General features: G+C 69.2%; 6 protein-coding genes and 1 pseudogene. 5 read left to right on the top strand and 2 right to left on the bottom strand.

The annotated features are described in order from the left end of the window. Nucleotides 1–81: 81 nt before the first annotated feature. The 4 genes from FMP39_RS26290 to FMP39_RS26275 are packed head-to-tail and all read left to right on the top strand — an operon-like array spanning nucleotide 82 to nucleotide 21585. Nucleotides 82–14322 carry a non-ribosomal peptide synthase/polyketide synthase gene (locus tag FMP39_RS26290; protein WP_141592913.1) on the top strand — a complete coding sequence of 4747 codons (14241 nt, stop codon included), beginning with the start codon at nucleotides 82–84 and terminating at the stop codon, nucleotides 14320–14322. Continuing rightward, on the top strand, nucleotides 14315–18475 hold the full coding sequence (locus FMP39_RS26285; protein ID WP_141592912.1) for an amino acid adenylation domain-containing protein: 4161 nt from the start codon (nucleotides 14315–14317) through the stop codon (nucleotides 18473–18475). The genes FMP39_RS26290 and FMP39_RS26285 overlap by 8 nt, the downstream gene beginning before the upstream one ends. A gap of 20 nt (nucleotides 18476–18495) precedes the next feature. Further along, nucleotides 18496–19800 (top strand): MFS transporter, encoded by a 1305-nt coding sequence (locus FMP39_RS26280; protein ID WP_228558348.1) that lies wholly within the window; start codon nucleotides 18496–18498, stop codon nucleotides 19798–19800. Between the two features lie 39 nt (nucleotides 19801–19839). Beyond that, nucleotides 19840–21585: a fatty acyl-AMP ligase gene (locus FMP39_RS26275; protein WP_141592910.1), complete on the top strand. Its 1746-nt coding sequence runs from the start codon at nucleotides 19840–19842 to the stop codon at nucleotides 21583–21585. A gap of 36 nt (nucleotides 21586–21621) precedes the next feature. Here FMP39_RS26275 and FMP39_RS26270 read toward each other — a convergent pair whose 3' ends face one another. After that, the gene (locus tag FMP39_RS26270) at nucleotides 21622–21951 is read right to left on the bottom strand and encodes a YnfA family protein (RefSeq protein ID WP_141592909.1); all 330 of its coding nucleotides are present in this window, start codon (nucleotides 21949–21951) and stop codon (nucleotides 21622–21624) included. Between the two features lie 280 nt (nucleotides 21952–22231). Here FMP39_RS26270 and FMP39_RS26265 point away from each other — a divergent pair, with 280 nt between their 5' ends. Further along, nucleotides 22232–24052 (top strand): hypothetical protein, encoded by a 1821-nt coding sequence (locus FMP39_RS26265; protein ID WP_228558347.1) that lies wholly within the window; start codon nucleotides 22232–22234, stop codon nucleotides 24050–24052. Nucleotides 24053–24230: 178 nt separating this feature from the next. Here the strand turns inward: FMP39_RS26265 and FMP39_RS26255 are convergent. Further along, nucleotides 24231–24440 (bottom strand): annotated as a pseudogene (locus tag FMP39_RS26255) (hypothetical protein); the annotation flags it as partial.

Here is a 24440-nt window from a genome sequence, read left to right as displayed (position 1 = left end):
CACGCCACGACTGGCGTGGCCCGTTCCGCCGCTGCCCCGTTCCTCGCCCTCAAATTTTCGCCAGCCGGTTCTCCCCCAGACATGACCGCTGAATCCTTCGTCTTCCCCGTCTCCTTCGCACAGCAGCGGCTGTGGTTCCTCCATCTGATGCAGCCGGAGAACCCGAGCTACCACATCGCTGGCGCGGTCCGGCTCGGCGGCACGCTCGACACGGCCGCACTCCAGCGCGCCTTCGACGCCCTGGTGGAACGGCACGAATCACTCCGCACCACCTTCGCGCAGGAAGAGGGCCAGCCGGTTCAGGTCGTCGCGCCCGAAGGCACCGCGTCCTTCGCCGTCACCGACCTGTCGTCACTGCCGCGGGACGGGCGCGAGGCGGAAGCACGGCGGCTCGCCACCGAGGAGATTCGCCAGCCCTTCGACCTGATGAAAGGCCCGTTGCTGCGCACGCGGCTGCTGCGGCTGGCGGACACCGACCACGTCCTGGTGCTGACGATGCACCACATCATCTCGGACGGGGCGTCGCTGGGCATCCTCATCCACGAGATGACGCAGCTCTACGGCGCGTTCATCGCCCAGCGAGAGCCGGAGCTGCCCGAGCTGCCCATCCAGTACGCGGACTACGCTGAGTGGCAGCGCGAGTGGATGGCGACAGAAGGCGCGCTCGACGCGCACGTGGCGTACTGGAAGCAGCAGCTCGCGGGCGCGCCCGTGTTGCAGCTCCCCACGGACCGTCCGCGCCCCGCCGTTCAGACGCAGCGCGGAGACGCCCTGCCCCTGCACCTGCCAACCGCGCTGGTGCAGGCGCTTCAGCAGGTGGGCCAGCGCGAAAACGCCACCCTCTTCATGACGGTGCTGGCCGCGTTCCAGGCCTTGCTGTCACGCTACACGCACCAGACGGACATCCTGGTCGGCGCGCCGCAGAACAGCCGCAACCGGGTCCAGACGGAGCGCCTCATCGGCTTCTTCGTCAACACGCTGGTGCTGCGCGCGGACCTGTCCGGCAACCCGTCCTTCCGCGAGCTGCTCCAGCGCGTGCGGGAGGCGACGCTGGGCGCCTATGCGCACCAGGACATCCCGTTTGAGAAGCTGGTGGAGGCGGTGCAGCCCGCCCGCAACCTGGCCTACACGCCGCTGTTCCAGGCCGCGTTCAACTTCCAGGGCATGGCGGGCCAGGCGCTGGCCCTGCCCGGCGTCACCATCCAGCAACTGGACCTGCAACCGGGGACGTCGAAGTTCGACGTGACGCTGGACCTCCAGGAGACCCCAGACGGCCTGCGCGGCTTCGTCGAGTACAACTGTGACCTCTTCGACCGCGCGACCATGGAGCGCTTCGCGGGGCACTTCCAGACGCTGCTCGTGGGCGTCGCGGCCAACGCGGAGCTGCGCCTGGACGCGCTGCCGTTGCTCACGTCGCGCGAGCGGCACCAGCTCCTCGATGTCTGGCCCACGCTGAAGTCCTTCCCGGGCACGGACACCCTGCACGGCCGCTTCGAGGCCCAGGTGCGCCAGCGCCCTGACGCCATCGCCGTGGTCGCCGATGGAGAGCGACTCACCTACGCGGAGCTGGACCGGCGGGCCAACCAACTGGCCCATGCGCTGATCGCACGCGGCGTCCAGCCCGAGGGATTGGTGGGCCTCTGCGTGGAGCGCTCCCTGGCCACGGTAGTGGGCATCCTCGGCATCCTGAAGGCGGGAGCCGCCTACGTGCCGCTCGACCCGACCTATCCCGCGGACCGTCTGGCCTTCATGGTGTCGGACAGCAGGATGTCGTTGGTGGTGACGCAGCGGCCCCTCATTGACCGGCTGCCCACCGAGGGCGCGGCGCTGCTCATCCTGGATGAAGCCGCCGAGGAACTGGCGCGGCAGCCCACCCACGCGCCCGGACTCGCGACGACGCGGGAGCAGCTTGCGTACGTCATCTACACCTCGGGCTCCACCGGCCTGCCCAAGGGCTCCCTGCTTCCGCACGGCAACGTGATGCGCCTGTTCGAGGCGACGGAGCACTGGTTCCACTTCAACGAGAACGACGCGTGGACGCTGTTCCACTCGTACGCGTTTGACTTCTCCGTCTGGGAGCTCTGGGGCGCCCTGCTCTACGGCGGCCGGGTGGTCGTGGTGCCCTACCTCGTCTCGCGCTCGCCGGATGCCTTCTTCCGCTTGCTGAGCGCTGAGCGCGTCACGGTGCTGAACCAGACGCCCGCGGCCTTCCGTCAGCTCATCCAGGCCGAGGAGCGCCTGGGCGCGGAGGCGCCGCCCCTGTCGCTGCGCTACGTCGTATTCGGCGGCGAGGCCCTGGAGCCAGCCACGCTGGTACCCTGGTTCCGCAAGCACGGGGACACCCAGCCGCGGCTCATCAACATGTACGGCATCACCGAGACGACGGTGCACGTCACCTACCGTCCCATGGATGCCGCCGAGGCCGAGCGCACGCAGCAGAGCCCCATTGGCGTCGCGATTCCCGACCTCCAGCTCTACGTGCTGGACGCGCGGCTGGAGCCGGCGCCCATTGGCGTGGCGGGTGAAATCTTCGTCGGTGGCGCGGGCCTCGCGCGTGGCTACCTGGGCCGGCCGCAGCTCACGGCGGAGCGCTTCGTCCCCCACCCGTTCAGCCGCGAGCCCGGTGCCCGGCTCTACCGCACGGGCGACCTGGCGCGCTTCACCGCGGACGGGCAGCTCGAGTACCTGGGCCGCATCGACCACCAGGTGAAGATTCGCGGCTTCCGCATCGAGCTGGGCGAAATCCAGACGGTGCTCAGCCTGCACCCGGCGGTGCGTGAGGCACTGGTGCTCGTGCGTGAGAGCTCGCCCGGGAACAAGTCCCTGGTGGCCTACGTCGCGTCGTCCGAACTGCCTCCACCCAGTGTCAACGAGCTGCGCCAGCATCTGCTCGGCAAGTTGCCGGACTACATGGTCCCCAGCGCCTTCGTGATGATGGAGCGCTTCCCTCTCACGGCGAACGGCAAGGTGGACCGCAAGGCCCTGCCGGAGCCCGAGAGCGCCCGCGCGGATCTTGCCGACCCGTACGTCGCGCCCCGGACGAAGGCGGAGGAAGCCCTCTGCGCCATCTGGGCGCAGGTGCTGGAAGTCCCGCGCGTGGGCATCCATGACAACTTCTTCGCGCTGGGAGGCGACTCCATCCTGAGCATCCAGGTGCTCACGCTGGCGCAGAAGCAGGACATCCGCTTCTCATTGCAGCAGCTCTTCCAGCACCAGACGGTGGCGGAGCTGGCGGAGGCCGCCGGGAAGGCGGAGCCCGCGCGTGAGGTCTTCCCGCGCACCGAGCCCTTCAGCCTCATCTCCGCCGAGGACCGGGCGAAGGTGCCCGAAAGCGTGGAGGACGCCTACCCGCTGGCCCGCATCCAGGCCGGAATGCTCTTCCACATGGAGCTGGCGCCCACCTCGAACATCTACCACAACACGGACAGCTTCCATCTGCGCCTGAAGGCGCCGTTTGACGCCGCGCGCTTCGTGGAAGCCGTGCAGGTGGTGACGGCACGGCAGCCCGTGCTGCGGACGGCGTTCGACATGACGTCGTACAGCGAGCCGTTGCAGTTGGTGCACCGCGAGGCCCAGCTCTCCGTCGAGGTCACCGACGTCCGCCACCTATCCACCGAGGCGCAGGACGCCGAGGTCCGCAAGCTGCTGGAGGACGAAAAGCAGCAACACTTCGACCTCGCGTGCCCTCCGCTGCTGCGCTTCTTCATCCACATCCGTGGTGAACGGGACTTCCAGTTCACGCTCACGGAGTGCCACGCCATCATCGACGGCTGGAGCCTCCACTCCACGTTGGTGGAGATGTTCAACCACTACTACGCGCTGGTGAACCACCAGGAGCCGCCGCGCTTCGAGCCGCTGAGCATCACCTACCGCGACTTTGTGGCCATGGAGCGGAAGGCCCTCGCGTCCGAGGACCACCAACGCTACTGGCGCGAGCTGCTGGAGGACGGACAGGTCATGCGCGTGCCGCGCTGGCGCCGTCCACTGGCGGAGGGTGAGCCGCGCATCGCCACGGTGAAGGTGCCCATCTCCCTCGAAGTAAGCGAGGGCCTGAACGCCCTGACGCGGACCGCGGGCGTGCCCTTCAAGAGCATCCTGCTCGCGTCGCACCTCAAGGTGATGAGCGTGCTGAGCGGCCAGGAGGACGTCATCACCGGCACGGGCGTCAACAGCCGCCCCGAGGAAGGCGATGGCTCGAAGCTGCGCGGCATCTTCCTCAACACGGTGCCCTTCCGCCTGAAGCTGGCCCCGGGCAGTTGGCTGTCGCTGGTCCGCGCAGCCTTCGACGCGGAGCGCGCGCTCTACCCGTACCGCCGTTACCCCATGGCGGAGATTCAGCGGCAGTGGGGCCGCGAGACGCTCTACGAAGTCATGTTCAACTACATGCACTTCCACGTCCTCCACGACATCGCGGGCACGCTCGCGGAGCTGGAGGCACTGAGCACCCTCCGCTCCGAGGGCACCAACGTCACCCTCGCCGTCCACTTCCAGACCGAGCCTCACACGCAGGAGCTCACGCTGGAGCTGGACTACAACGCCGTCGAGCTGGACCACGTCCAGGTGGAGCAGATTGGCGCGTGCTTCGCGCGCGTCCTCCACGCGCTGGCCTTCGAGGCCGAGGCCCCGCACCACACCTCCAGCCCGCTGCCCGCCGACGTGCAGCGCCGGATGCTGGTGGAGTGGAACGACACCGCCGCAGCGCTGCCCCCGGAGCCCACGTTCCTCTCCCGCTTCGAGGCTCGCGCCGCCGCCACGCCGGATGCGCTCGCAGTAGTCGATGGCGAACGGACGCTGACGTACCGGGAGCTGGACACGCGCGCCAACCAGCTCGCGCATCATCTGCGGTCGCTGGGCGCGAGCCCGGAGCGCGTGGTGGCGCTCGGACTGGACCGCTCCGTCGAGCTGGTGACCAGCCTGCTGGCAACGCTCAAGGCCGGCGCGGCCTACCTACCGCTGGACCCGAGCTACCCCGCCGAGCGCCTGGCCTACATGCTGTCCGATTCGCGCGCCGTGGTGCTGCTCACCACGAAGACGCAAGAGGCCACGTTCACGGGCGCCAGCGTTCCTCGGCTCCTGGTGGAGCAGGAAGCGGTCCGACTGGCGACGTTGCCGACGGAGGCGCCGGCATCGACCGCCTCTGGGGACTCCCTGGCGTACGTCATCTACACCTCGGGCTCCACGGGCCTGCCCAAGGGCACGCTGCTCACGCAGCGAGGGCTGCTCAACTACCTGACGTGGGCCCAGGACGCCTACGCGGTGAAGCCGGGCCAGGGCTCGCTGGTCCACACGTCCATCGCGTTCGACGCCACCATCACCAGCCTCCTCACGCCGCTGCTCGCGGGGGGAGCCGTTCACCTGGTGCCGTCGGGGCGGGAGGTGGAAGCACTCGCGCTCGCGCTCCAGCAGCCGAGCGGGCATGACCTGGTCAAGCTCACGCCGGCGCACCTCCAGGTGCTGTCCGGGCTGATGACGCCGGAGGCACTGTCGAAGCTGACTGGCACCTTCGTCGTGGGTGGTGAGGCCTTGCCGCCCTCCACCGTCGCCTTCTGGCGGAAGCACGCGCCGCAGGTCCGGCTCATCAACGAGTACGGCCCCACGGAGACGGTGGTCGGCTGCTCCACCCATGACGTCAGCGCGGGTGAGTTGCCCGACGGCATCGTCCCCATCGGCCGGCCCATCGCCAACACGGCGCTCTACGTCCTGGACGCGCGCATGCAGCCAGTGCCCGTGGGTGTCTCGGGCGAGCTCTACATCGGAGGCACCGGCGTGGCGCGCGGCTACCTGGGCCGCCCCGCCCTCACGGCCGAGCGCTTCGTGCCGGACCCGTTCGGTCAGAGTCCGGGACAGCGCCTCTACCGCACGGGGGACCAGGCCCGATTCCTGCCGGACGGCACGCTGGCGTTCCTCGGACGCCGTGATGGACAGGTGAAGCTGCGCGGCTATCGCATCGAGCTGGGCGAAATCGAAGCCACCCTTCGCCAGCACGCGTCCGTGCGGGACGCGGTCGTCATCGTGCGCGAAGACGTCCCTGGGGACCAGCGGCTGGCCGCCTACGTCATCCCGCACGCAGACACGGCAGCGGATACGGCCGGCGTGCGCGCCTTCCTCCAGCAGAGGCTGCCCGAGCACATGGTGCCCGCCGCCCTGGTCGCGCTGGAGGCCCTGCCGCTCACAGCCAATGGCAAGGTGGACCGCAAGGCCCTGCCCGTCCCCGACGGCCTGCTCTCCTCCGAGTCCCGCGCGGCGCCGCGAAACGGCACCGAGGAGCTGATGGCCAGCATCTGGTCGGACGTGTTGCGCACGAACCATGCTGGCATCCACGACCACTTCTTCGACCTGGGCGGCCACTCGCTGCTGGCCACGCGCGTGGTGTCGCGGATTCGCGAGGCCTTCGGCGTGGAGCTGCCCATCGCCGCGCTCTTCGAGGCGCCCACCATCGCCACGCTGTCGGAGCGCGTCCAGGTGCTCCAGGCCCAGCAGGCCGGTGAAGCACCGCCCCCGCCGCTCGAGCCCTCCTCTCGCGACGGCGAGCTGCCCCTGTCTTTCGCACAGCAGCGACTCTGGTTCCTGTACCAGATGGAGCCGGACAGCCCCTTCTACAACATGCCCGCCGTCATCCGGCTGACGGGCGCGTTGGACCCGGACACCGTGCAGCGCTGCCTGGAGGCACTCATCCGCCGCCACGAGTCGCTGCGCACGACGTTCCGGATGAATGGCCAGACGCCCGTCCAGGTCATCCACCCGCCCGCGGCACCGAAGGTGGAGACCATCGACCTGCGCGGCCTCCCGCTGGAGCGCCGTGAAGTCGAAGCGCGCCGCCTGTCCGACGAAGAGGCCCGTCGTCCCTTCGACCTGACTCGCGGCCCGCTCTGCCGGATGGGGCTCATCCAGTTGGATGACCAGGCACACCTGCTGCTGCTGACCCTGCACCACATCATCGCCGACGGCTGGTCGCTGTCTGTGCTCGTCCGCGAGGTCGCCGAGCTCTACGGCGCCCTGTCCGCGGGCCAGCCGCCGCCGCTGGCCGCCCTGCCCGTCCAGTATGCGGACTACGCGCGGTGGCAGCGGGAGTGGCTATCCGGCCCCGTGTTGGAGCGGCAGCTCGACTACTGGAAGCAGCGGCTCGCCGGGGCTCCGCCCAACCTGGACCTCCCTACCGACCGTCCACGGCCGCCCGTGCAGAGCTTCCGCGGCGCCACGCACCAGGGCGTCCTGCTGCCCGTGGACGCGGCCAAGGCGTTGCAGGCGCTCTGCCGGAAGGAGAGCGTCACCCCGTTCATGGCGGTGATGGCGGCCTTCCAGGCGCTGATGCACCGCTACACCGGCGAGACGGACATCGTCGTCGGCACGGACATCGCCAATCGCAACCGCTCCGGCACCGAAGGGCTCATTGGCTTCTTCGTCAACCAGCTCGTCATGCGCGGCGACCTGAGCGGGGACCCCAGCTTCCGGGCCCTGCTGGCGCAGACGCGGCGGGTGGCGCTCGATGCCTACGCTCACCAGGACCTCCCTTTCGAGGAACTGGTGAAGGCGCTCAACCCGGAGCGCGACCTCAGTTACTCGCCGCTGTTCCAGGTGAAGCTCATCCTCCAGAACGCACCATCCTCCGACCTCCACCTGGACGGGCTGACGTTGCGCGAGGAGACCAGCACCACCGGCGCCGCCAAGTTCGACATGACGTGGGTGGCCACGGAGACCGAGCAGGGCCTGGAATGTCTGTGCGAGTACAGCACCGATCTGTTCGACGCGGCCACCATCGACCGGATGATGGGCAACCTGCGTGAGCTGCTCCTGGGCGCCATGGCCGTGCCAGACGAGCGCGTCTCCCGCCTCCCGCTGCTGTCCCAGGCGGAGCGACAGCAGTCGCTGCTGGCGTGGAACGACACCGCCACGCCCCGAAGCCGGGGCCTCTGCGCGCATCACGTCTTCGAGCAACAGGTGGCACGGACGCCAGACGCGGTGGCGGTGTCCTTCGAGGGACAGCAGCTCACCTACCGCGAGCTGGACGCGCGGGCGAACCAGCTCGCCTGGCACCTGAAGGCGTCCGGCGTGGGCCCCGAGGTCCGCGTGGGCCTGTGCGTGGACCGTTCGCTGGAGCTGGTGGTGGGCATCCTGGGCATCCTCAAGGCCGGCGGCGCGTGGCTGCCACTGGACCCGTCGTATCCGGTGGAGCGGCTGACCCTGATGATGCGCGACGCGGCCATCCCCGTGCTCGTCACGCAGGAGCACCTGGCGGACGAGCTTCCCGCGCTCGGGCTGCTGGTCTGCCTGGACACGGACTGGCCGCTCATCGCCAGCCAACCGCAGACGCCGCTCGCGGTGGAGATGTCCGAGGACAACCTCGCATACATCATCTTCACGTCAGGCTCGACGGGTCGCCCCAAGGGCACGCTGCTGACGCACCGGGGCCTGTGCAACACGGCGCTGGCCGCCATCCAGGCCCACCGCGTCCACGAGAAGAGCCGCGTGCTTCAGTTCGCCGCCTTCGGCTTCGACGCGTCGGTGTGCGAGGTGTTCTCCACACTGCTCGCGGGCGCACAGCTCTGCCTCGCTCCCCGGGACGCCATCATGCCCGGCACGCCGCTCCAGGGCCTGTTGACCGCGCAGGAGATAACAGGCGTCACGCTGACGCCGTCGGTGCTGGCGCAGTTGGAGCCGGAGATGTTGCCGAAGCTGGAGTCCGTCGTCTCCGCGGGCGAGGCCTGCTCGCCGGAGCTGGCGCGCCGGTGGCTGAAGTCCCGCCGCTTCATCAACGCGTACGGCCCCACCGAGGCGACCATCTGCGCATCGGTGGACGAGGCCGTGGACCCCGACCGGCTGGGCATCGGCCGTGCGTGGGCCAACGTCCGGCTCTACGTGCTGGATGGCCAGATGCAGCCGGTGCCCGTGGGCGTACCAGGAGAGCTGTTCATCGGCGGCGCGGGCGTCGCTCGCGGTTACCTGGGCCGGCCGGACCTGAGCGCCGAGCGCTTCGTGCCGGACCCGTTCGCGGTGGAGCCCGGAGGACGGCTGTACCGGACGGGAGACCGGGTGCGCTGGCTGGCCGAAGGGCGACTGGAGTTCCTGGGCCGCCTGGACCACCAGGTGAAGCTGCGTGGCTTCCGCATCGAGCTGGGCGAAATCGAAGCGGCGCTGACCGAGCACCCGGAGGTGCAGGACGCCGCGGTGCTGGTGCGGGAGGAGGCACCGGGCCGCAAGCAACTGGTGGCCTACGTCGTCGCTGACGATGTGGAGCAGCCGCCCGAACAGGACGCCCTGCGCCGGGCCCTGGAGTCACGCCTGCCCGAGTACATGGTGCCGTCCGCCTTCATCATGCTGAAGGCCATGCCGCTGACGCCCAGTGGCAAGGTGGACCGCAAGGCCCTGCCCTCGCTGGCGCAGGAGCAGGTGAAGCGCGAGCACGTCCACGTCGCGCCCCGCAACCCGGTGGAGCAGACGCTGGCGGACATCTGGGCGACGGTGCTGTCCCGCGAGCGCGTCAGTATCCACGACAACTTCTTCGAGCTGGGTGGCGACTCCATCATCAGCATCCAGGTCATCGCGCGAGCGCTGGAGGCCGGGCTTCACATCAGCCCCCGTCAGTTCTTCCAGTACCAGACCATCGCCGCCTTGGCCCCGCACGTGGGTCAGGCCCAGGTCGTGGAGAGCGAGCAGGGACCGGTGACGGGCCCCGTCCCGCTCACGCCCATCCAGCACTGGTTCTTCGAGTGGCAGCTCCCGTACCTCCATCACTACAACCAGTCGCTGTTGCTGGGACTGCGTCAGCCCGTCGCCGCGTCCGTTCTCCAGGACGCGCTGCGGGCCCTGGTCGCGCACCATGACGCGCTCCGCCTGCGCTTCGAACGGACCCCCGACGGCTGGCGTCAGGAGAGCCTGGGGCTCGACAGCACCGTGACGCTGCGGGAGGTGGACCTGTCCGGACTGGACGAGGCCGCGCAGCGCGCCGCATTGGAGGAAGAAGGCCTGCGTGCCCAGGCGGGCTTCCGGCTGGAGGAGGCTCCACTGGTGGCGGCCGTGCGCTTCCACCTGGGTCCGCAGCGGGGTGACCGGTTGCTGCTCGGCATCCACCACCTCGCGGTGGATGCCGTGTCCTGGCGCGTGCTGCTCATGGACCTGGAGACGGCGTGCCAGCAGCTCAGCCAGGGGCAGACGGTGGCGCTGCCTCCGAAGACGACGTCCTTCCAGGCCTGGGCTCGCCGCTTGGACTCCTTCGCGGCCAGCACGGAGCTGGAGCACGAGGCCGACTACTGGCTGAGCCAGGGTGAAGACACAGCGCCGCTCCCCGTGGACACCACGGACGGCGACAACACCTTGACCTCCGCACGCACGTTGACGGTGGCGTTGGACGCCGAGGAGACCCGGCTCCTGCTTCAGGAGGTGCCGACGGCCTGGCGTGCCCGCATCGACGAGGTGCTGCTGACGGCGCTCGCACAGGCACTCTCCACCTGGACGGGACAGCGCCGGCTGCATGTCCAACTGGAAGGCCACGGCCGCGAGGACCTCTTCGACGGCGTGGACCTGAGCCGCACCGTGGGCTGGTTCACCAGCGCCTACCCGGTGACGCTGGAGCTGCCCCGGGATGGCAGCGTGGGTGACGAACTCCGCGCTGTGCGTGATTCCCTGCGGCAGGTGCCGCGCAAGGGTCTGGGCTACGGGCTGGTGCGTTACCTGCGCCAGGACGAGCGAGGCACCCGGCTCCGTGCGCAGCCGGAAGCGCCGGTAGCCTTCAACTACCTGGGCCAGCTCGACTCGGCCCTGCCCACCTCGTCGCTGTTGGCGCCCGCGGACGAGCCCTTCGGCGCGCAGCAGGGGGCGCTCGGCCAGCGGCGGCAGGTGCTGGAGGTGAATGCACACGTCCTGGGCGGCAAGCTGGAGGTGTCCTTCACCTACAGCGAGGCGCTGCACCAGCGCACCACGGTGGGCGCACTGGCACAGGGCTATGTCCACGCGCTCCGGGCCCTGGTGGACCAGCGGCGCGGCGAGGACGCGGCGCGGTTCTCCCCCGTGGACTTCCCGCTGGCGAAGGTGACGCAGGCCACGCTGAACGGCCTGATGCAGTCACACCCGGAGATGGAGGACCTCTACCCGCTGTCTCCCATGCAGCAGGGCATGCTCTTCCACGCCATGCTCGACCCGGACTCGGGGATGTACTTCGAGCGCGCGGCGTGGACGCTGGACGCGGACCTCAACCGCGAGGCGCTGCGCGAGGCCTGGCAGCAGGTGATGGCGCGCTACCCCATCCTCCGCACCAGCTTCGTGGGTGAGGAACTGGAAGCGCCGCTCCAGCTCGTGAACCGCAAGGCCGTGCTGCCGTGGGAGGAGCAGGACTGGAGCCACCTGTCCGGGCCGGAGCAGCAGACCCGGCTGTCGGCCTGGATGGACGCGGACCGGGCACGCGGCTTCAACTTGAAGCAGGCGCCGCTGATGCGGGTGGGCGTCCTGCGCCTGGGCGTTCGGACGTGGCGCGTGGTGTGGAGCTTCCACCACTTGCTGCTCGATGGTTGGAGCGTGGGCCGCGTCCTCAACGAGATGCTGGCCATCTACGACGCGCAGCTCCGTCAGCAGCCAGTGCGTCTGGAACAGCCGCCCATGTTCCGCGACTACATCGCCTGGCTCCAGAGCCGGGAGATGTCGCAGGCGGAGACCTGGTGGAAGCAGGCTATGCGAGGCTTCGGCGAGCCCACGCCCCTCCCCGGTGAAACGGGAGGCCAGGCGCGCACCGCGGCGCAGGTCATGGGCGAGCGCAAGGTCCACGTGTCCGCCGAGGTGACGGAGCAGCTCCGCGCCTTCTCGCGGCGGCACCAGGTGACGCTCAGCACGCTGGTCCAGGCGGCCTGGGCCCTGGTGCTCGGACGTCACGCGGGCCAGGACGACGTCGTCTTCGGCGTCACCGTCGCGGGCCGTCCGCCGGAGCTGCCCGGCGTGGAGCAGATGGTGGGCCTGTTCATCAACACGCTGCCGGCCCGCGTGTCGCTGCCGGCCCAGAGCAAGGTGGTGGACTGGCTGAAGGCGCTCCAGGCGTGGCAGGTGGAGCGGGCTCCGTTCGAGTACGCGCCGCTGGTGAAGGTCCAGGGCTGGAGCCCCGTGCCGCGTGGCACTCCTCTCTTCGAGAGCCTCGTCGTCTTCGAGAACTACCCCGTGGAGGACTCGGTGCGGCAGGGCGCGGGCGCGCTGGAGGTGCGCGACGTCACCGCGCAGGAGCGCACCAACTATCCGCTGACGCTCTCCGCACATGCGGACAAGGAGCTGATGCTGAACCTGGACTTCGAGTCTCCGCGGCTCGGCGTGGAGGCCATGGAGCGACTGCTGGAGCAGCTCCAGACGGTCCTGGTGGGCATCCTCGACGCGGAGGACAAGCACCTGTGGGAGCTGTCGCTGCTCACACAGGAGGCCCGTCGCGAGGTGCTGTTCGACTGGAACGACACGCAGGTCCCTGGACTGGGCGCGTGTCTCCACGAGCTCTTCGAGGCACAGGCCCAGCGGACGCCGGACGCGGTCGCCGTGGTCGCGCCGGAAGCGGGCTCGCTCATGTACGGGCAGCTCGACGCGAAGGCGAACCAGCTCGCGCACCACCTGCGCGCCCGGGGCATTGGCCCCGAAGTGCTGGTGGGCGTGTGCCTGGAGCGAACGCCGGAGCTGCTGGTGGCGCTGCTGGGCATCCTCAAGGCGGGCGGCGCCTATGTCCCGCTCGATCCCACCTACCCGGCCGAGCGACTGGCGCGCATGGCCTCCGAGGCCCGGATCTCCCTGCTGCTCACCCAGCAGTCCCTGGTGGAGACCTTCGCCAACCCGGAGGTGTCGCTCTACCTGCTGGACACGGAGGCACCAGCCCGCGCTGCGCTGTCCACCCAGGCCCCCACGCGGCTCACCACGCTGGACGGTCTGGCCTACGTCGTCTTCACCTCCGGCTCCACGGGCACCCCCAAGGGCGTGATGATCTCCCACCGGAGTTGGACCAACGCGTACCTCGGCTGGGAGCGGAGCTACGGGCTGCGGGAGCACTGCCGCGGCCATCTGCAGATGGCCAGCTTCTCCTTCGACGTGTTCGCGGGAGACCTGTCCCGAGCACTGTGCTCGGGCGGCAAGCTGGTGCTCTGCCCGCGGGAGTGGCTGCTCGAACCGCCCCGCCTGCTCGCGCTGATGAAGGAGCAGGCCGTGGACTGCGCCGAGTTCGTCCCCGCCGTGCTGCGCGGGCTTCTCCAGCACATGGAGGAGACGGGCCAGACGCTGGACTTCATGCGCGTGCTCGTGGCCGGCTCCGACGCCTGGTACGTGAACGAGTACCACCGGCTCCAGGCCGTCATCGGCGACGACACGCGGCTCATCAACTCGTATGGCGTCAGCGAGGCGACCATCGACAGCACGTGGTTCGAAAGCGGCGACCTGGGCCCCGGCGACACGCAGCTGGTCCCCATTGGCCGTCCCTTCGCCAACAACCGCCTCTACGTGCTGGATGCGCACCAGCAGCCGGTGCCCGCCGGCATCGCGGGCGAGCTCTTCATTGGCGGCGAGGGTGTGGCGCGCGGCTACTGCCACCGCCCCGACCTGACCGCGGAGCGCTTCGTCCCCGACCCGTTCGCCACCGAGCCTGGTGCGCGGCTCTACCGCACGGGAGACCGGGCGCGGTACCTGCTGGGAGGCGACCTGGAGTTCCTCGGCCGGGCAGACACGCAGGTGAAGCTGCGCGGCTTCCGCGTCGAGCTGGGCGAAATCGAATCCGCGCTCGGCAAGCACCCGGCCGTCCAGGGCGCGGTGGTGCTGCTGCGCGAGGACCCGGGGACACCCCGTCGGCTCGTCGCCTACGTGGTGGGCTCGGACATCCGCGACACGGCGGTGCTCCGCGACCACCTGAGGGAGAGACTGCCCGACTACATGGTGCCGGCCGTCTTCGTGCGCCTGGAGGCACTCCCCCTGAGCCCGAACGGCAAGGTGGACCGCAAGGCCTTCCCTGCGCCGGACGCAACTCAGCGCACGGGCGAGCAGCGGCTCGTCGAACCGCGCTCGGAGACGGAGTCGAGCCTGCTCACGCTCTGGAAGGACGTGCTGGGCCAGACGTCGCTGGGCGTCACGGACGACTTCTTCGACGTGGGCGGGCACTCGCTGCTGGCCACGCAAATCATCTCGCGCACCAACGCGATGTTCCAGGTGACGCTGCCGCTGCGCGCCCTCTTCGAGCACCCCACCATCGCAGGGATGGCGGAGCAGGTGGTGCTCGCGCAGTTGGAAGGCGTGGACGAAGCCGCGCTGGCCTCCGCCATGGAGGAAGTCGGCGACCTTTCGGACGCGGACCTGGAGAAGCTCCTGGAGGGGACGAATGAGTGACCTGCTCAAGAAGCTCGCGGGCCTCTCCCCGGAGAAGCGCGAGGCGGTGCTCAAGAAGCTGCGACAGCAGAACGTGGTCGCCGCGCCGAGGGAAGAGGCACGCACGCCCGGCATCCCGCGCGTCTCGAGGGAGCAGCCGCTGCCGCTCTCCTTCCCGCAGCGCCGGCTCTGGTTCCTGGACCAGTTCGAGCCCGGGACGCCCGCGTACAACATCCCGGAGTTCGTGCGCCTCACCGGGCCGCTCCACGTCCCCTCCCTGGAGCGTGCGCTGAACGAGGTCATCCGGCGCCATGAGGTGCTGCGCACGACCTTCGTCGCGAAGGACGGCGAACCCCAGCAGCGCATCCTCCCGGAGCTGTTGCTGTCGCTGGGCGTGCTGGACCTGAGCTACCTGCCAGGCCCCCAGCGCGATCCCCTGTGCGAGGAGCTGGCGCTTCAGCTCGCGGGGACGTCCTTCGACCTCGCGGCGGGCCCGCTGCTCCACGCGAGGCTGGTGCGCATGGGCGACGAGGACCACGTCCTCCTGATCGTCGTGCACCACATCGTTTCGGACGGCTGGTCCACCGGCATCTTCGTTCAGGAGCTGACGGCGCTTTATGCCGCCTTCTCCCAGGACAAGCCGTCACCGCTGCCGGAGCTCCCGCTCCAGTACGCGGACTTCGCGGCGTGGCAGCAGCAATGGATGCAGGGCGACGTGCTGGCGTCGCAGCTCGACTACTGGCGTCAGCAGCTCGAAGGGAGCGACAGCGCGCTCAAGCTGCCCACCGACAGGCCGCGCCCGCGCGTGCGCACCTACGCGGGTGGCAAGCGGAGCTTCCAGGTCGCCCCTGACGTAGCCCAGCAACTGAAGACGCTGGGGACGCAGGAGAAGGCGTCGCTCTACATGGTGCTGCTGGCGGCGCTCCAGGCACTGCTCCACCGCTACACGCGCGAGCCGCGCATCAGCGTCGGCACGTACATCGCGAACCGGAACCGGACGGAGGTGGAGCCGCTCATCGGCTTCTTCCTCAACACGCTCGTCATGCGCACGGGGCTCGAAGGCAATCCCACCTTCCGGGAGCTGTTGCGGCGCGTGGTGGACGTGACGCTGGGGGCTTACGGGCACCAGGACATCCCCTTCGAGAAGCTGCTGGAGGAGCTGGCGCCATCGCGCGACACCAGCCACTCCCCCTTCTTCCAGGTGATGCTGGTGCTCCAGAACACGCCCACGCCCCCAGCCGAGCTGGGCGGGCTGCGCATGGAGTCCTTCAGCGTCTCGGGCGAAGCCTTCGCGCAGTTCGACCTGACGCTGTGGTTCTCCGAGGAGGCTGGTGGCCTGCAAGGCATCTGGGAGTACAACCGGGACCTCTTCAACGCCTCCACCGTCGAGCGGATGGTCGCCCACTTCCAGACGCTGCTCGCGGGCATCGCCGCGAACCCGGCACAGCGGCTCATCGAGCTGCCGGTGCTTCCGGCGAATGAGCGTCAGCGCATCCTGCGTGACTGGAACCAGGCCCGGCTCGACGTGCCGCCGGGCACGTGCATCCATCACCTCATCGAGGCGCACGCAGCGCGCACACCCGACGCCATCGCCGTCACCGACCCCGAACGCCGGCTCACCTACGCACAGTTGAACGCGAAGGCCAACCAACTGGCGCACCACCTGCGCTCCGTGGGCGTGGGGCCCGAGCGAATCACCGGCGTCTTCCTGGACCGCTCCGTGGACATGGTGGTCGCGGTGCTCGCCGTGCTCAAGGCGGGCGGTGCCTACGTGCCGCTGGACCCGTCGTATCCGCCGGAGCGCACAGCGCTCATGCTTGCGGACAGCCGGCCCGCAGTGCTCATCACCCGCCAGGGCCTGGCGTCCCTCCTGCCCGCGCCACTGCCGCCCGTGGTGGGCATCGACACGGACGCGGACGCCATCACCGCGATGCCCACGACGAAGCCCGAAGGCGGCGCCAGCCCCGAGCACCTCGCCTACGTCGTCTACACGTCAGGCTCCACGGGCCGCCCCAAGGGCGTGATGATTTCGCACCGGAGCTTCGTCAACGCCTACCTCGCCTGGGAGCGCGACTACCGGCTGCCCGAGCTGCGCGCCCACCTTCAGATGGCGAGCTTCTCCTTTGACGTGTTCTCCGGCGACCTGGCCCGGGCGCTCGGTGCGGGGAAGACGCTGGTCCTCTGCCCGCGGGAATGGCTGCTCGAGCCCGAAAAGCTCTACGGCTTGATGCAGCGCGAGCAGGTGGACAGCGGCGAGTTCGTCCCCGCCGTGGTCCGGCTGCTGATGGGGTACCTCCAGGAGCACAATCTCCGGCTGGACTTCATGCGCCTGCTCATCGTCGGCTCGGACACCTGGGACATGCGCGAGTACCACCAGCTCCGCGGCCTGTGCGGACCGGATACGCGGCTGGTGAGCTCCTACGGCCTGAGCGAAGCCACCATCGACAGCACGTACTTCGAACAGCCCGAGCCCACGCCCAGCGAGCAGATCGTCCCCATTGGCCGGCCCTTCGCCAACACGCAGATGTACCTGCTGGACAGCGCGATGCAGCCGGTGCCCATCGGCATCTCGGGCGAACTCTTCGTGGGCGGTGACGGACTCGCGCGTGGCTACTGGGGCCAGTCGAACCTGACCGCTGAGCGCTTCGTGCCCAATCCCTTCAGCGCCACACCGGGCGCCCGCCTGTACCGCACGGGCGACCTGGCCCGTTACACGGAGGACGGCACCCTCGCCTTCATCGGCCGCAACGACACGCAGGTGAAGATTCGCGGACACCGCATCGAACTGGATGAAATCAAGGCGAAGCTGCTGGAGCACGCCGCGGTCCAGGCCGTGGAGCTGCTCGTCCACGAGGACGCTGGCAACAAGCAGCTCGTCGCCTACCTCACGCTCACGGCGCCAGACGTGGCCACGGCCGATGACTTGCGGCAGCACCTCAAGAAGCACCTGCCGCCGTACATGGTGCCCGCGGCCTTCGTCATCCTTGCCGCCTTCCCACTCACCCCCAATGGCAAGGTGGACCGCAAGGCCCTGCCCGCCCCAGAGAGCGTCCGCCGCGACGCGCAGGATGGCTTCGTCGCTCCGCGCGACGAGGTGGAGACCCGGCTCGCGGCCATCTGGGAGGAGCTGCTGGCAGTGCGCCCCATTGGCGTGCACGACAACTTCTTCGACCAGGGCGGCCATTCACTGCTGGCCGTCCGGCTGATGGTGCGTATCCGCGAGCAGTTCGGCCGCGCCCTTCCGCTGTCGGTCCTCTTCCAGAACCCCGCGCTGGAGCAGCTCGCCAAGGCGCTGCACGAAGAGGCGTCGCCCGCGCCATGGTCGCCGCTGGTGACGCTCCAGCCGGGAGCCAATCGCGCCGCCCTGTTCTGCGTCCCGGGCGCCGGTGGAAACGCCGTCTACCTTCGCGAGCTGGCCCAGGCACTGGGCCCCACCCTGCCGGTGCATGCCTTCCAGGCACGCGGGCTGGATGGACGCGCGGAGCCGCATCGCTCCGTCGAGGAGATGGCCGCGTGCTACATCGAAGCGCTCAAGCAGGTGCAACCGCAGGGGCCATACCACCTGCTGGGCCACTCCTTCGGTAGCTGGGTCGCCTTCGAGATGGCGCAGCAGCTCCGGAAGCAGGGCGAGTCGATTGCCTTCCTGGGCATCCTCAACACCACTGTCCCGGTGAACGAAGCCTCGCCGAGCGAGGCGCCCCCGTTCGACGACGCGGACTGGATGGCCTCCGTCGCGAGCACGGCGGGCCGTCTCTACGGCGTGGACCTGGGCATCTCCGCCGAGGCGCTCCGGCCGCTGTCTGCCGAAGCGCGCCGAGAGTACCTGACCCGCAGGTTGGTCCAGGCGGGACTCCTCCCCGACGGCGCGGACAGCCAACAGGTCCAAGGGTTCATCGACGTCTACAAGGCCGCGTACGCGATTGACTACGTCCCCCGGAACACGCTCCCCATTCCCGTCGCCCTCTTCCGGGCCCAGGAGCGGCACGAGGAAGACGGCATCGTCCCCGAGTCCTTCGCGGACGACCCGAGCTGGGGCTGGGGCCGCCACGCCTCCACGGCCGTCACGCCCGTGACGGTGCCGGGAGACCACATGACGATGCTGGCCGCACCGCACGTCCAGGTGCTGGCGGAGCACGTGCGGCAGGGCCTCGTCCGGGCCGGAGCCCTTCGATGACGGCGGCGCCGTCCTTCCCCATGAAGTCCGCCGTCGTCATCTGGCTGGGACAGGTCCTGTCACTGCTGGGCTCGGGGCTGACGAGCTTCGCGCTCGGCGTCTGGACGTACAAGACGACGGGCGACGTGACGCAGTACGCGCTGGTCATGCTCTCCGCGACGCTGCCCGCCATCCTGCTCGGGCCGGTGGCCGGCGCGCTCGTGGACCGCTGGAACCGCCGCTGGGTGCTGGTGCTCAGCGACGCGGCCGCCGGCCTGTCGAGCCTCGTGCTGGCGCTGTTGCTGTTCAATGGCTTGCTCCAACCCTGGCATGCCTACGTCACGACCGCCGTGGTGTCGACGGCCAGCGCGTTCCAGCAGCCGGCCTTCGCCGTGCTCGTCTCCACGGTGGTGCCGCCGCAACATCTGGGGAGGGCCAACGGATTGGTGCAGGTCGGGCTCGCGTTCTCCCAACTGGTGGCCCCCATGTTGAGCGCCACGCTGATGGAGTTCATCGAACTCAAGGGCATCCTGCTCATCGACGCGACGACGCTCGTGCTCGGCGCGCTGCCCCTGCTCCTGGCGCGAATCCCCCGGGAGCACCTCGTGTCGTCGTCCGGCGAGGAGCGGGTGCCGCTGCTCGAGTCGATTCGGGCTGGCGGTGCCTACCTGCGGGCCACTCCAGGACTCCTGGCGCTCATTGGCTTCCTCGCGGCCAGCAACTTCCTGACCGGCACGGTCGAGGTCCTCGTCACCCCGCTGGTCCTGTCCTTCGCGGACGTACGCACCCTGGGCGCGCTCACCACCGCGGGTGGCGTGGGCATGTTGGCGGGCAGCCTGGTCATCAGCGCCTGGGGCGGCCCCAAGCGACTGATGAATGGCTTGCTCGGGTTCCAGCTCACCTGTGGGCTCGCGCTCATCTGCGTCGGGCTGGCCACCTCCGTTCCCGTGCTGGCCGGTGTCGCCTTCGCGTTCTTCTTCGGCCTCCCCATCATCAACGGCTCCAGCCAGACGCTCCTCCAGCGCATCGTGCCCCTGGCGCTGCGCGGCCGTGTCTTCGCTTTCACCAGCACCATCACCGGGGCCATGTTGCCGCTGGCGTACACGATCGCCGGGCCGCTGGCGGACCACGCCTTCGAGCCCGCCATGGCCTCCGGAGGAAAGCTCGTCCCCCTGCTGGGTGCGTTCGTCGGCGAGGGCCCGGGCCGAGGCATCGCCTTGATGTTCCTCATCGCGGGCGTGCTGGCAGTCCTCATGACGCTGCTGTCCGCGCTCTACCGCCCGCTGCGTGAGCTGGAGGCGCCCCCTCAGGACACGCCTTCCGCCGAACCCGCGGCGAGCCCCTGACCCCTCCCCTCTTCCCACGACTTCCCAAGGAGACCCGCCATGCCGAGTCCCAGCCGTTCCGTACAGACCCTGACCGACCTGCTGCGCTGGCGCGCCTCGAACCAGACCGAGGCCCGCGCGTATACGTTCCTCCAGGATGGTGAAGGCCAGGAGACCACTTGGACCTATGGCGAGTTGGATCGCCAGGCCCGCGCCATTGCCGCGGCGCTGCAGGAGCACAAGGGCGCTGGCGAGCGAGCGCTGCTGCTGTATCCACCGGGGCTCGACTACATCGCGGCGTTCTTCGGCAGCCTGTACGCCGGCGTGGCCGCGGTGCCTGCCTATCCTCCCGCGCAGCTCCAGGCCGTCACGCGCATCCTCTCCATCCTCCAGGATGCGAAGCCGCGCTTCGCGCTCACCACGCGCGAAATCCTGGAGAGCGTGAACGCGTTGGCCGAGGCCTACCCCATCCTGAAGGACATCCGCTGGATTGCCACGGACGCACTGGAGGAAGGGCTGGAGGACGGCTGGAAGCGTCCCGCCATCACCGGCGACACGCTGGCCTTCCTCCAGTACACGTCAGGGTCCACGTCGACGCCCAAGGGCGTGATGGTGCTGCACCGGAACCTGATGTCGAACGAGGAGATGATCCGGCAGGCCTTCAGCCACGACGAACAGCCGACGATATGCGGCTGGCTGCCGCTGTACCACGACATGGGGCTCATCGGCGCGGTGCTCCAGCCGATGTACCTGGGCGCGCACTCCATCGCGATGTCCCCGTGGTCCTTCCTGCAGCGCCCCATCCGCTGGCTGAACACCATCACGAAGTACCGTGCAACGACGAGCGGCGGGCCCAACTTCGCCTACGCGCTCTGCACGCGAAAGGTGAAGCCGGAGCAGCTCGCTTCGTTGGACCTGAGTTCCTGGCGCGTTGCCTTCAATGGCGCGGAGCCCGTGCGGGCGGAGACGCTGGCGGAGTTCGCGGACACCTTCGCGCCCGCCGGCTTCCGCCGGGAGGCCTTCTATCCCTGCTATGGGCTCGCGGAGGCGACGCTCTTCGTGTCGGGAGGCATCACCTCCGAGCTGCCACGCCACCTCACCGTGGACTCGGCGGCGCTCGAGCAGAACCGCGCCGTGTCCGCACCGCCGGGCCCGTCCGCGCGGACGCTCGTCAGCTCCGGGCGGAGCTGGGGAGGCAGCCTCATCCGCATCGTGAATCCAGAGACGCTGGTGGCGTGCGCACCGGGCGAGGTGGGCGAAATCTGGACGGCCGGTCCCCACGTCACTCACGGTTACTGGGGACGCGAGGAAACGAACGCGGAGACCTTCCAGGCGCGCATCCAAGGCAGCGAGGAAGGTCCCTTCCTGCGTACCGGCGACCTGGGCTTCATGATTGACGGCGAGCTGTATGTCACTGGCCGCATCAAGGACCTCATCATCCTCGACGGCCGGAACCACTACCCGCAGGACCTCGAGCTGACGGCCGAGAGTCAGCATCCGGCGCTCCGTCCTGGCTGCTCGGTGGCGTTCTCCGTCGACCATCCCGAGGGCGAGCGGCTGGTGGTGCTGGTGGAGGTCAGCGCCCGCTTCGTGCCCTCTGAACAGGGTGATGGTGCCCAAGCCCTGAACGGGAGCGCGCTCCAGAAGACCATCCGGCAGGCCGTGGCCGCCGCGCACTCCGTGGACGTCCATGAGGTCGTCCTGCTCCAGCAGGGTGAGATCCTCAAGACGTCCAGCGGCAAGGTCCAGCGGCGCGCCTGCCGGGCGAAGTACGTGGAGGGCAGCCTCCAGCTCTGGGCCGCGTAGTCCGTCCCGCGCGGCTTGATGAAGCACAGGCCCTCGCTACCTACGAGGTCCGAGCACGATGATGGCCATCCCCAGGATGGCGACGAGCGCGCCCACGAGGTCCCACATCGTGGGTCGCTCCCCTTCCACGAGCCACAGCCAGACGAGCGCCACGGCGATGTACACCCCGCCGTAGGCCGCATACGTCCGGGCCGCGCCCGCCGGGTGCAGCGTGAGCAACCACGCGAAGACCGCGAGGCTCCCCGCCGCGGGCACGAGGAGCAGTGGCGACTTCCCCTGACGGAGCCAGAGGTAGGGCAGATAGCAGCCCACCACCTCGGCCACCGCGGTGACGACAAAGAGCCCGAAGGCATACAGCAGATGCACGGCGAGGAACCTTTCGTGAAGCGCGGTCGAGGAGCTGCCGCGGCGCCAAGCCCATGCTCCGAGCCTTCCATCAATCCCCCGCCCTTCCCAGTCCAGAACCTGGACCTCTGGTATCGGCTCACCCGCGGACACTCCAGCAGCGAATCGGACTCGCGAGCCTGCTCGCACCTTGTCTGCGCGCGGCGGCTGAGGCATCCGGAGAGAGGCGGGAAACAGCACCCGCGCCTTCCGGGAACGGCCCGCGCCGCTCCCCCTGGACATCCCACCGGGTACCCGCGACATGACGCTCATCCCGCCGCCAGCGGTCCAGGACACAGCCCCTCGCAAGAAACGGTGGCCGCGCGCCGTCGCGTGGACCCTGGGCGCACTCGTGGTGCTGGAAGTCTCCATCAACGTGGCGCTCAACCTGGGCGCCGTCCAGGCCATCATGCGCCGGTCCACCAGCCGGACCGAGCTCGCCTGGAAGCGCGCATGGTGGCTCTGGCCCTTTGGACAGCTCCACCTCCGCGACTTCACGCTGACCCAGCAGAATCAAAACCAGTGGTGGCAGGTGAACATGGACGCGTTGGAGGCCAACGTGTCGCTGACCGCCCTGCTGCGCAAACGCGTGGACGTGCAGCGCATCGACGGGCATGGCGCACGCTTCCGGATTGAACCGTCATTCGGCATCGAGAAGGAAGCGCCACCGGGCCCGGACTACCGCCCGTGGGTCATCCAGTTGGCGGACGTGACGCTCCACGAGGTTCGCGAGTTGGACTTCGGCCGGGTCCGCTTCGTGGGGAACCTGGACGTGCAAGGCTCGCTGGACATCAAGGGCCGGGAGCGCATCCACGTCGAGACGCCTTCGATTCGCGTGGTCTCTGGTGCCATGGAGTTCGACCGGAAACCTGTCGCCCGGCTGGAGCGCCTGGAGGCCAAGGCACAGCTCGAAGTCCCCTTCACGGACGACCAGGGCTGGGACCTCTCACGGGCGCTCAGCGCACAGGTGACGAGCCAGATGGAGCTGCTCCCACTGGACTGGCTGAACGAGCACCTGGGATCGAACAACGCCGTCTCCCTGAAAGGGGGCGAAGGCAAGGTGGACCTGGACCTCCACCTCAAAGACGGCGGGCTGGCCGATGACAGCCGCATTGACGTCCGGGGCCAGGAGTTGAACGTGCGGGCCGGTCCCATCCGAGCGCGTGCGCCCTGGGCCCTCAAGGCCTCGCTGGCTTCGGAGAGCCCGGAGACGCGGAAAGGGACGGCAACGCTCACCTTCGCGCCCGTGCGGGTGTCCGGGCCCGAAGGCACGGGTGCAGAGGTCCCTGAAATCACCCTCACCGTCCTCGCGCGTCGCAGCGCGGAGCAGTCGGACTGGGAGTTGGAGCCGGACCTCCGCGTGGCCAGGAGCCGGCCGCTGGACTTGAGGATGCTCAATCCCTGGCTGGCGCGGACGATGGAAATCGATTCCGGGTTCATGACGGTGCAGAGCCGGGAGCGGTCGAAGTCCGCGAAGGCTCAGGACTCGCTGCGGCTGAGCGTGGACTCCGACCTCGTCTCCGGACGCATGGGAAGCGTCAAGGTTCTGTTGCGTGCCGAGGCGGACGTGGACGCCCGGAACATGTCATGGGACACGAAGTCTCTGACACTGACAGGGACGACGCTCCGGCTGACGAATGTGTCCACGAATGGCCCCGTGCCCATCCGCGCTTGGAGCGGCGTCTTCACCCTGCCCCAGGCCCGACTGTCCCTGTCTCCGACAGTGCTGTCGGCGCGCTTCGCCAGCAAGCTCACGGACACGCAGCCTGTCGCCGCGCTGCTCACGTCCGCGAAGAATCTGCCGCGCTTCCTGACGTCCCTGCTCAACATCCGGGACGTCTCGGTAACGGGCCGAGTGCAGATTGACGAGGGCGGGCTCCAACTGCGCGAGCTGCAGGCGGACGGAGAGGGCTTCTCCCTGAGAGGACACCTGGACCTCGCAGGCGGAGAGCTGCAGGGCGCGCTCCTGGCGACCCTGGGCGCCCTCACCGGCGGAATCGAATTCAAACCCGGCGGACAGGACCTGCACCTGCTGAACGCGAAGCAGTGGTTCGCGAAACAGCCCGAACCGCCGTTCCGGTAGGCACTGTCGGGACCAGGGCGCGAATCAGGCGGAGATTCCCGGCTGCTACCGCAGGTACGTGCGGATGGCGTCGATGGCGTGGCGCACCTTCGCCGACAGTCCTGAGCGCTGTGGCGTGACGGCCCAGAGCTGCACGGGGGAAAGGCGCCATGACGCATGTCCCCCCCGGATGAGGTTGTCACACTACGGGCTTGCGCCACGCGCAAGACAAATGCTCTTGGCCTTTCTCGGCGAAGCGCCGCAGCAGCTCATCACGACCGTGCGTCCCGTTCTCCGGCAGGTACGCCAGCTCCACGGGCATCAGCACTTTGACTGTGACCAGTCGCACCTCTCCGGCCAGCATTGCGAAATGGCCTGGCAGCGTGCTCGACGCCATGCCCCCCCGCCC

Source organism: Myxococcus sp. AB056 (genome assembly GCF_006547365.1).
GTDB classification, from domain to species: Bacteria; Myxococcota; Myxococcia; order Myxococcales; family Myxococcaceae; genus Myxococcus; species Myxococcus virescens.
Note: the sequence above shows the minus strand (reverse complement) of the source record. Positions and strands in the feature narration are given on the sequence as shown.

What these genes read in the sequence shown, in the direction of transcription:
- FMP39_RS26290 (WP_141592913.1), top strand. Translation starts at nt 82, where the DNA reads ATGACCGCTGAATCCTTCGTCTTCCCCGTCTCCTTCGCACAGCAGCGG.
- FMP39_RS26285 (WP_141592912.1), top strand. Translation starts at nt 14,315, where the DNA reads ATGAGTGACCTGCTCAAGAAGCTCGCGGGCCTCTCCCCGGAGAAGCGC.
- FMP39_RS26280 (WP_228558348.1), top strand. Translation starts at nt 18,496, where the DNA reads ATGAAGTCCGCCGTCGTCATCTGGCTGGGACAGGTCCTGTCACTGCTG.
- FMP39_RS26275 (WP_141592910.1), top strand. Translation starts at nt 19,840, where the DNA reads ATGCCGAGTCCCAGCCGTTCCGTACAGACCCTGACCGACCTGCTGCGC.
- FMP39_RS26265 (WP_228558347.1), top strand. Translation starts at nt 22,232, where the DNA reads ATGACGCTCATCCCGCCGCCAGCGGTCCAGGACACAGCCCCTCGCAAG.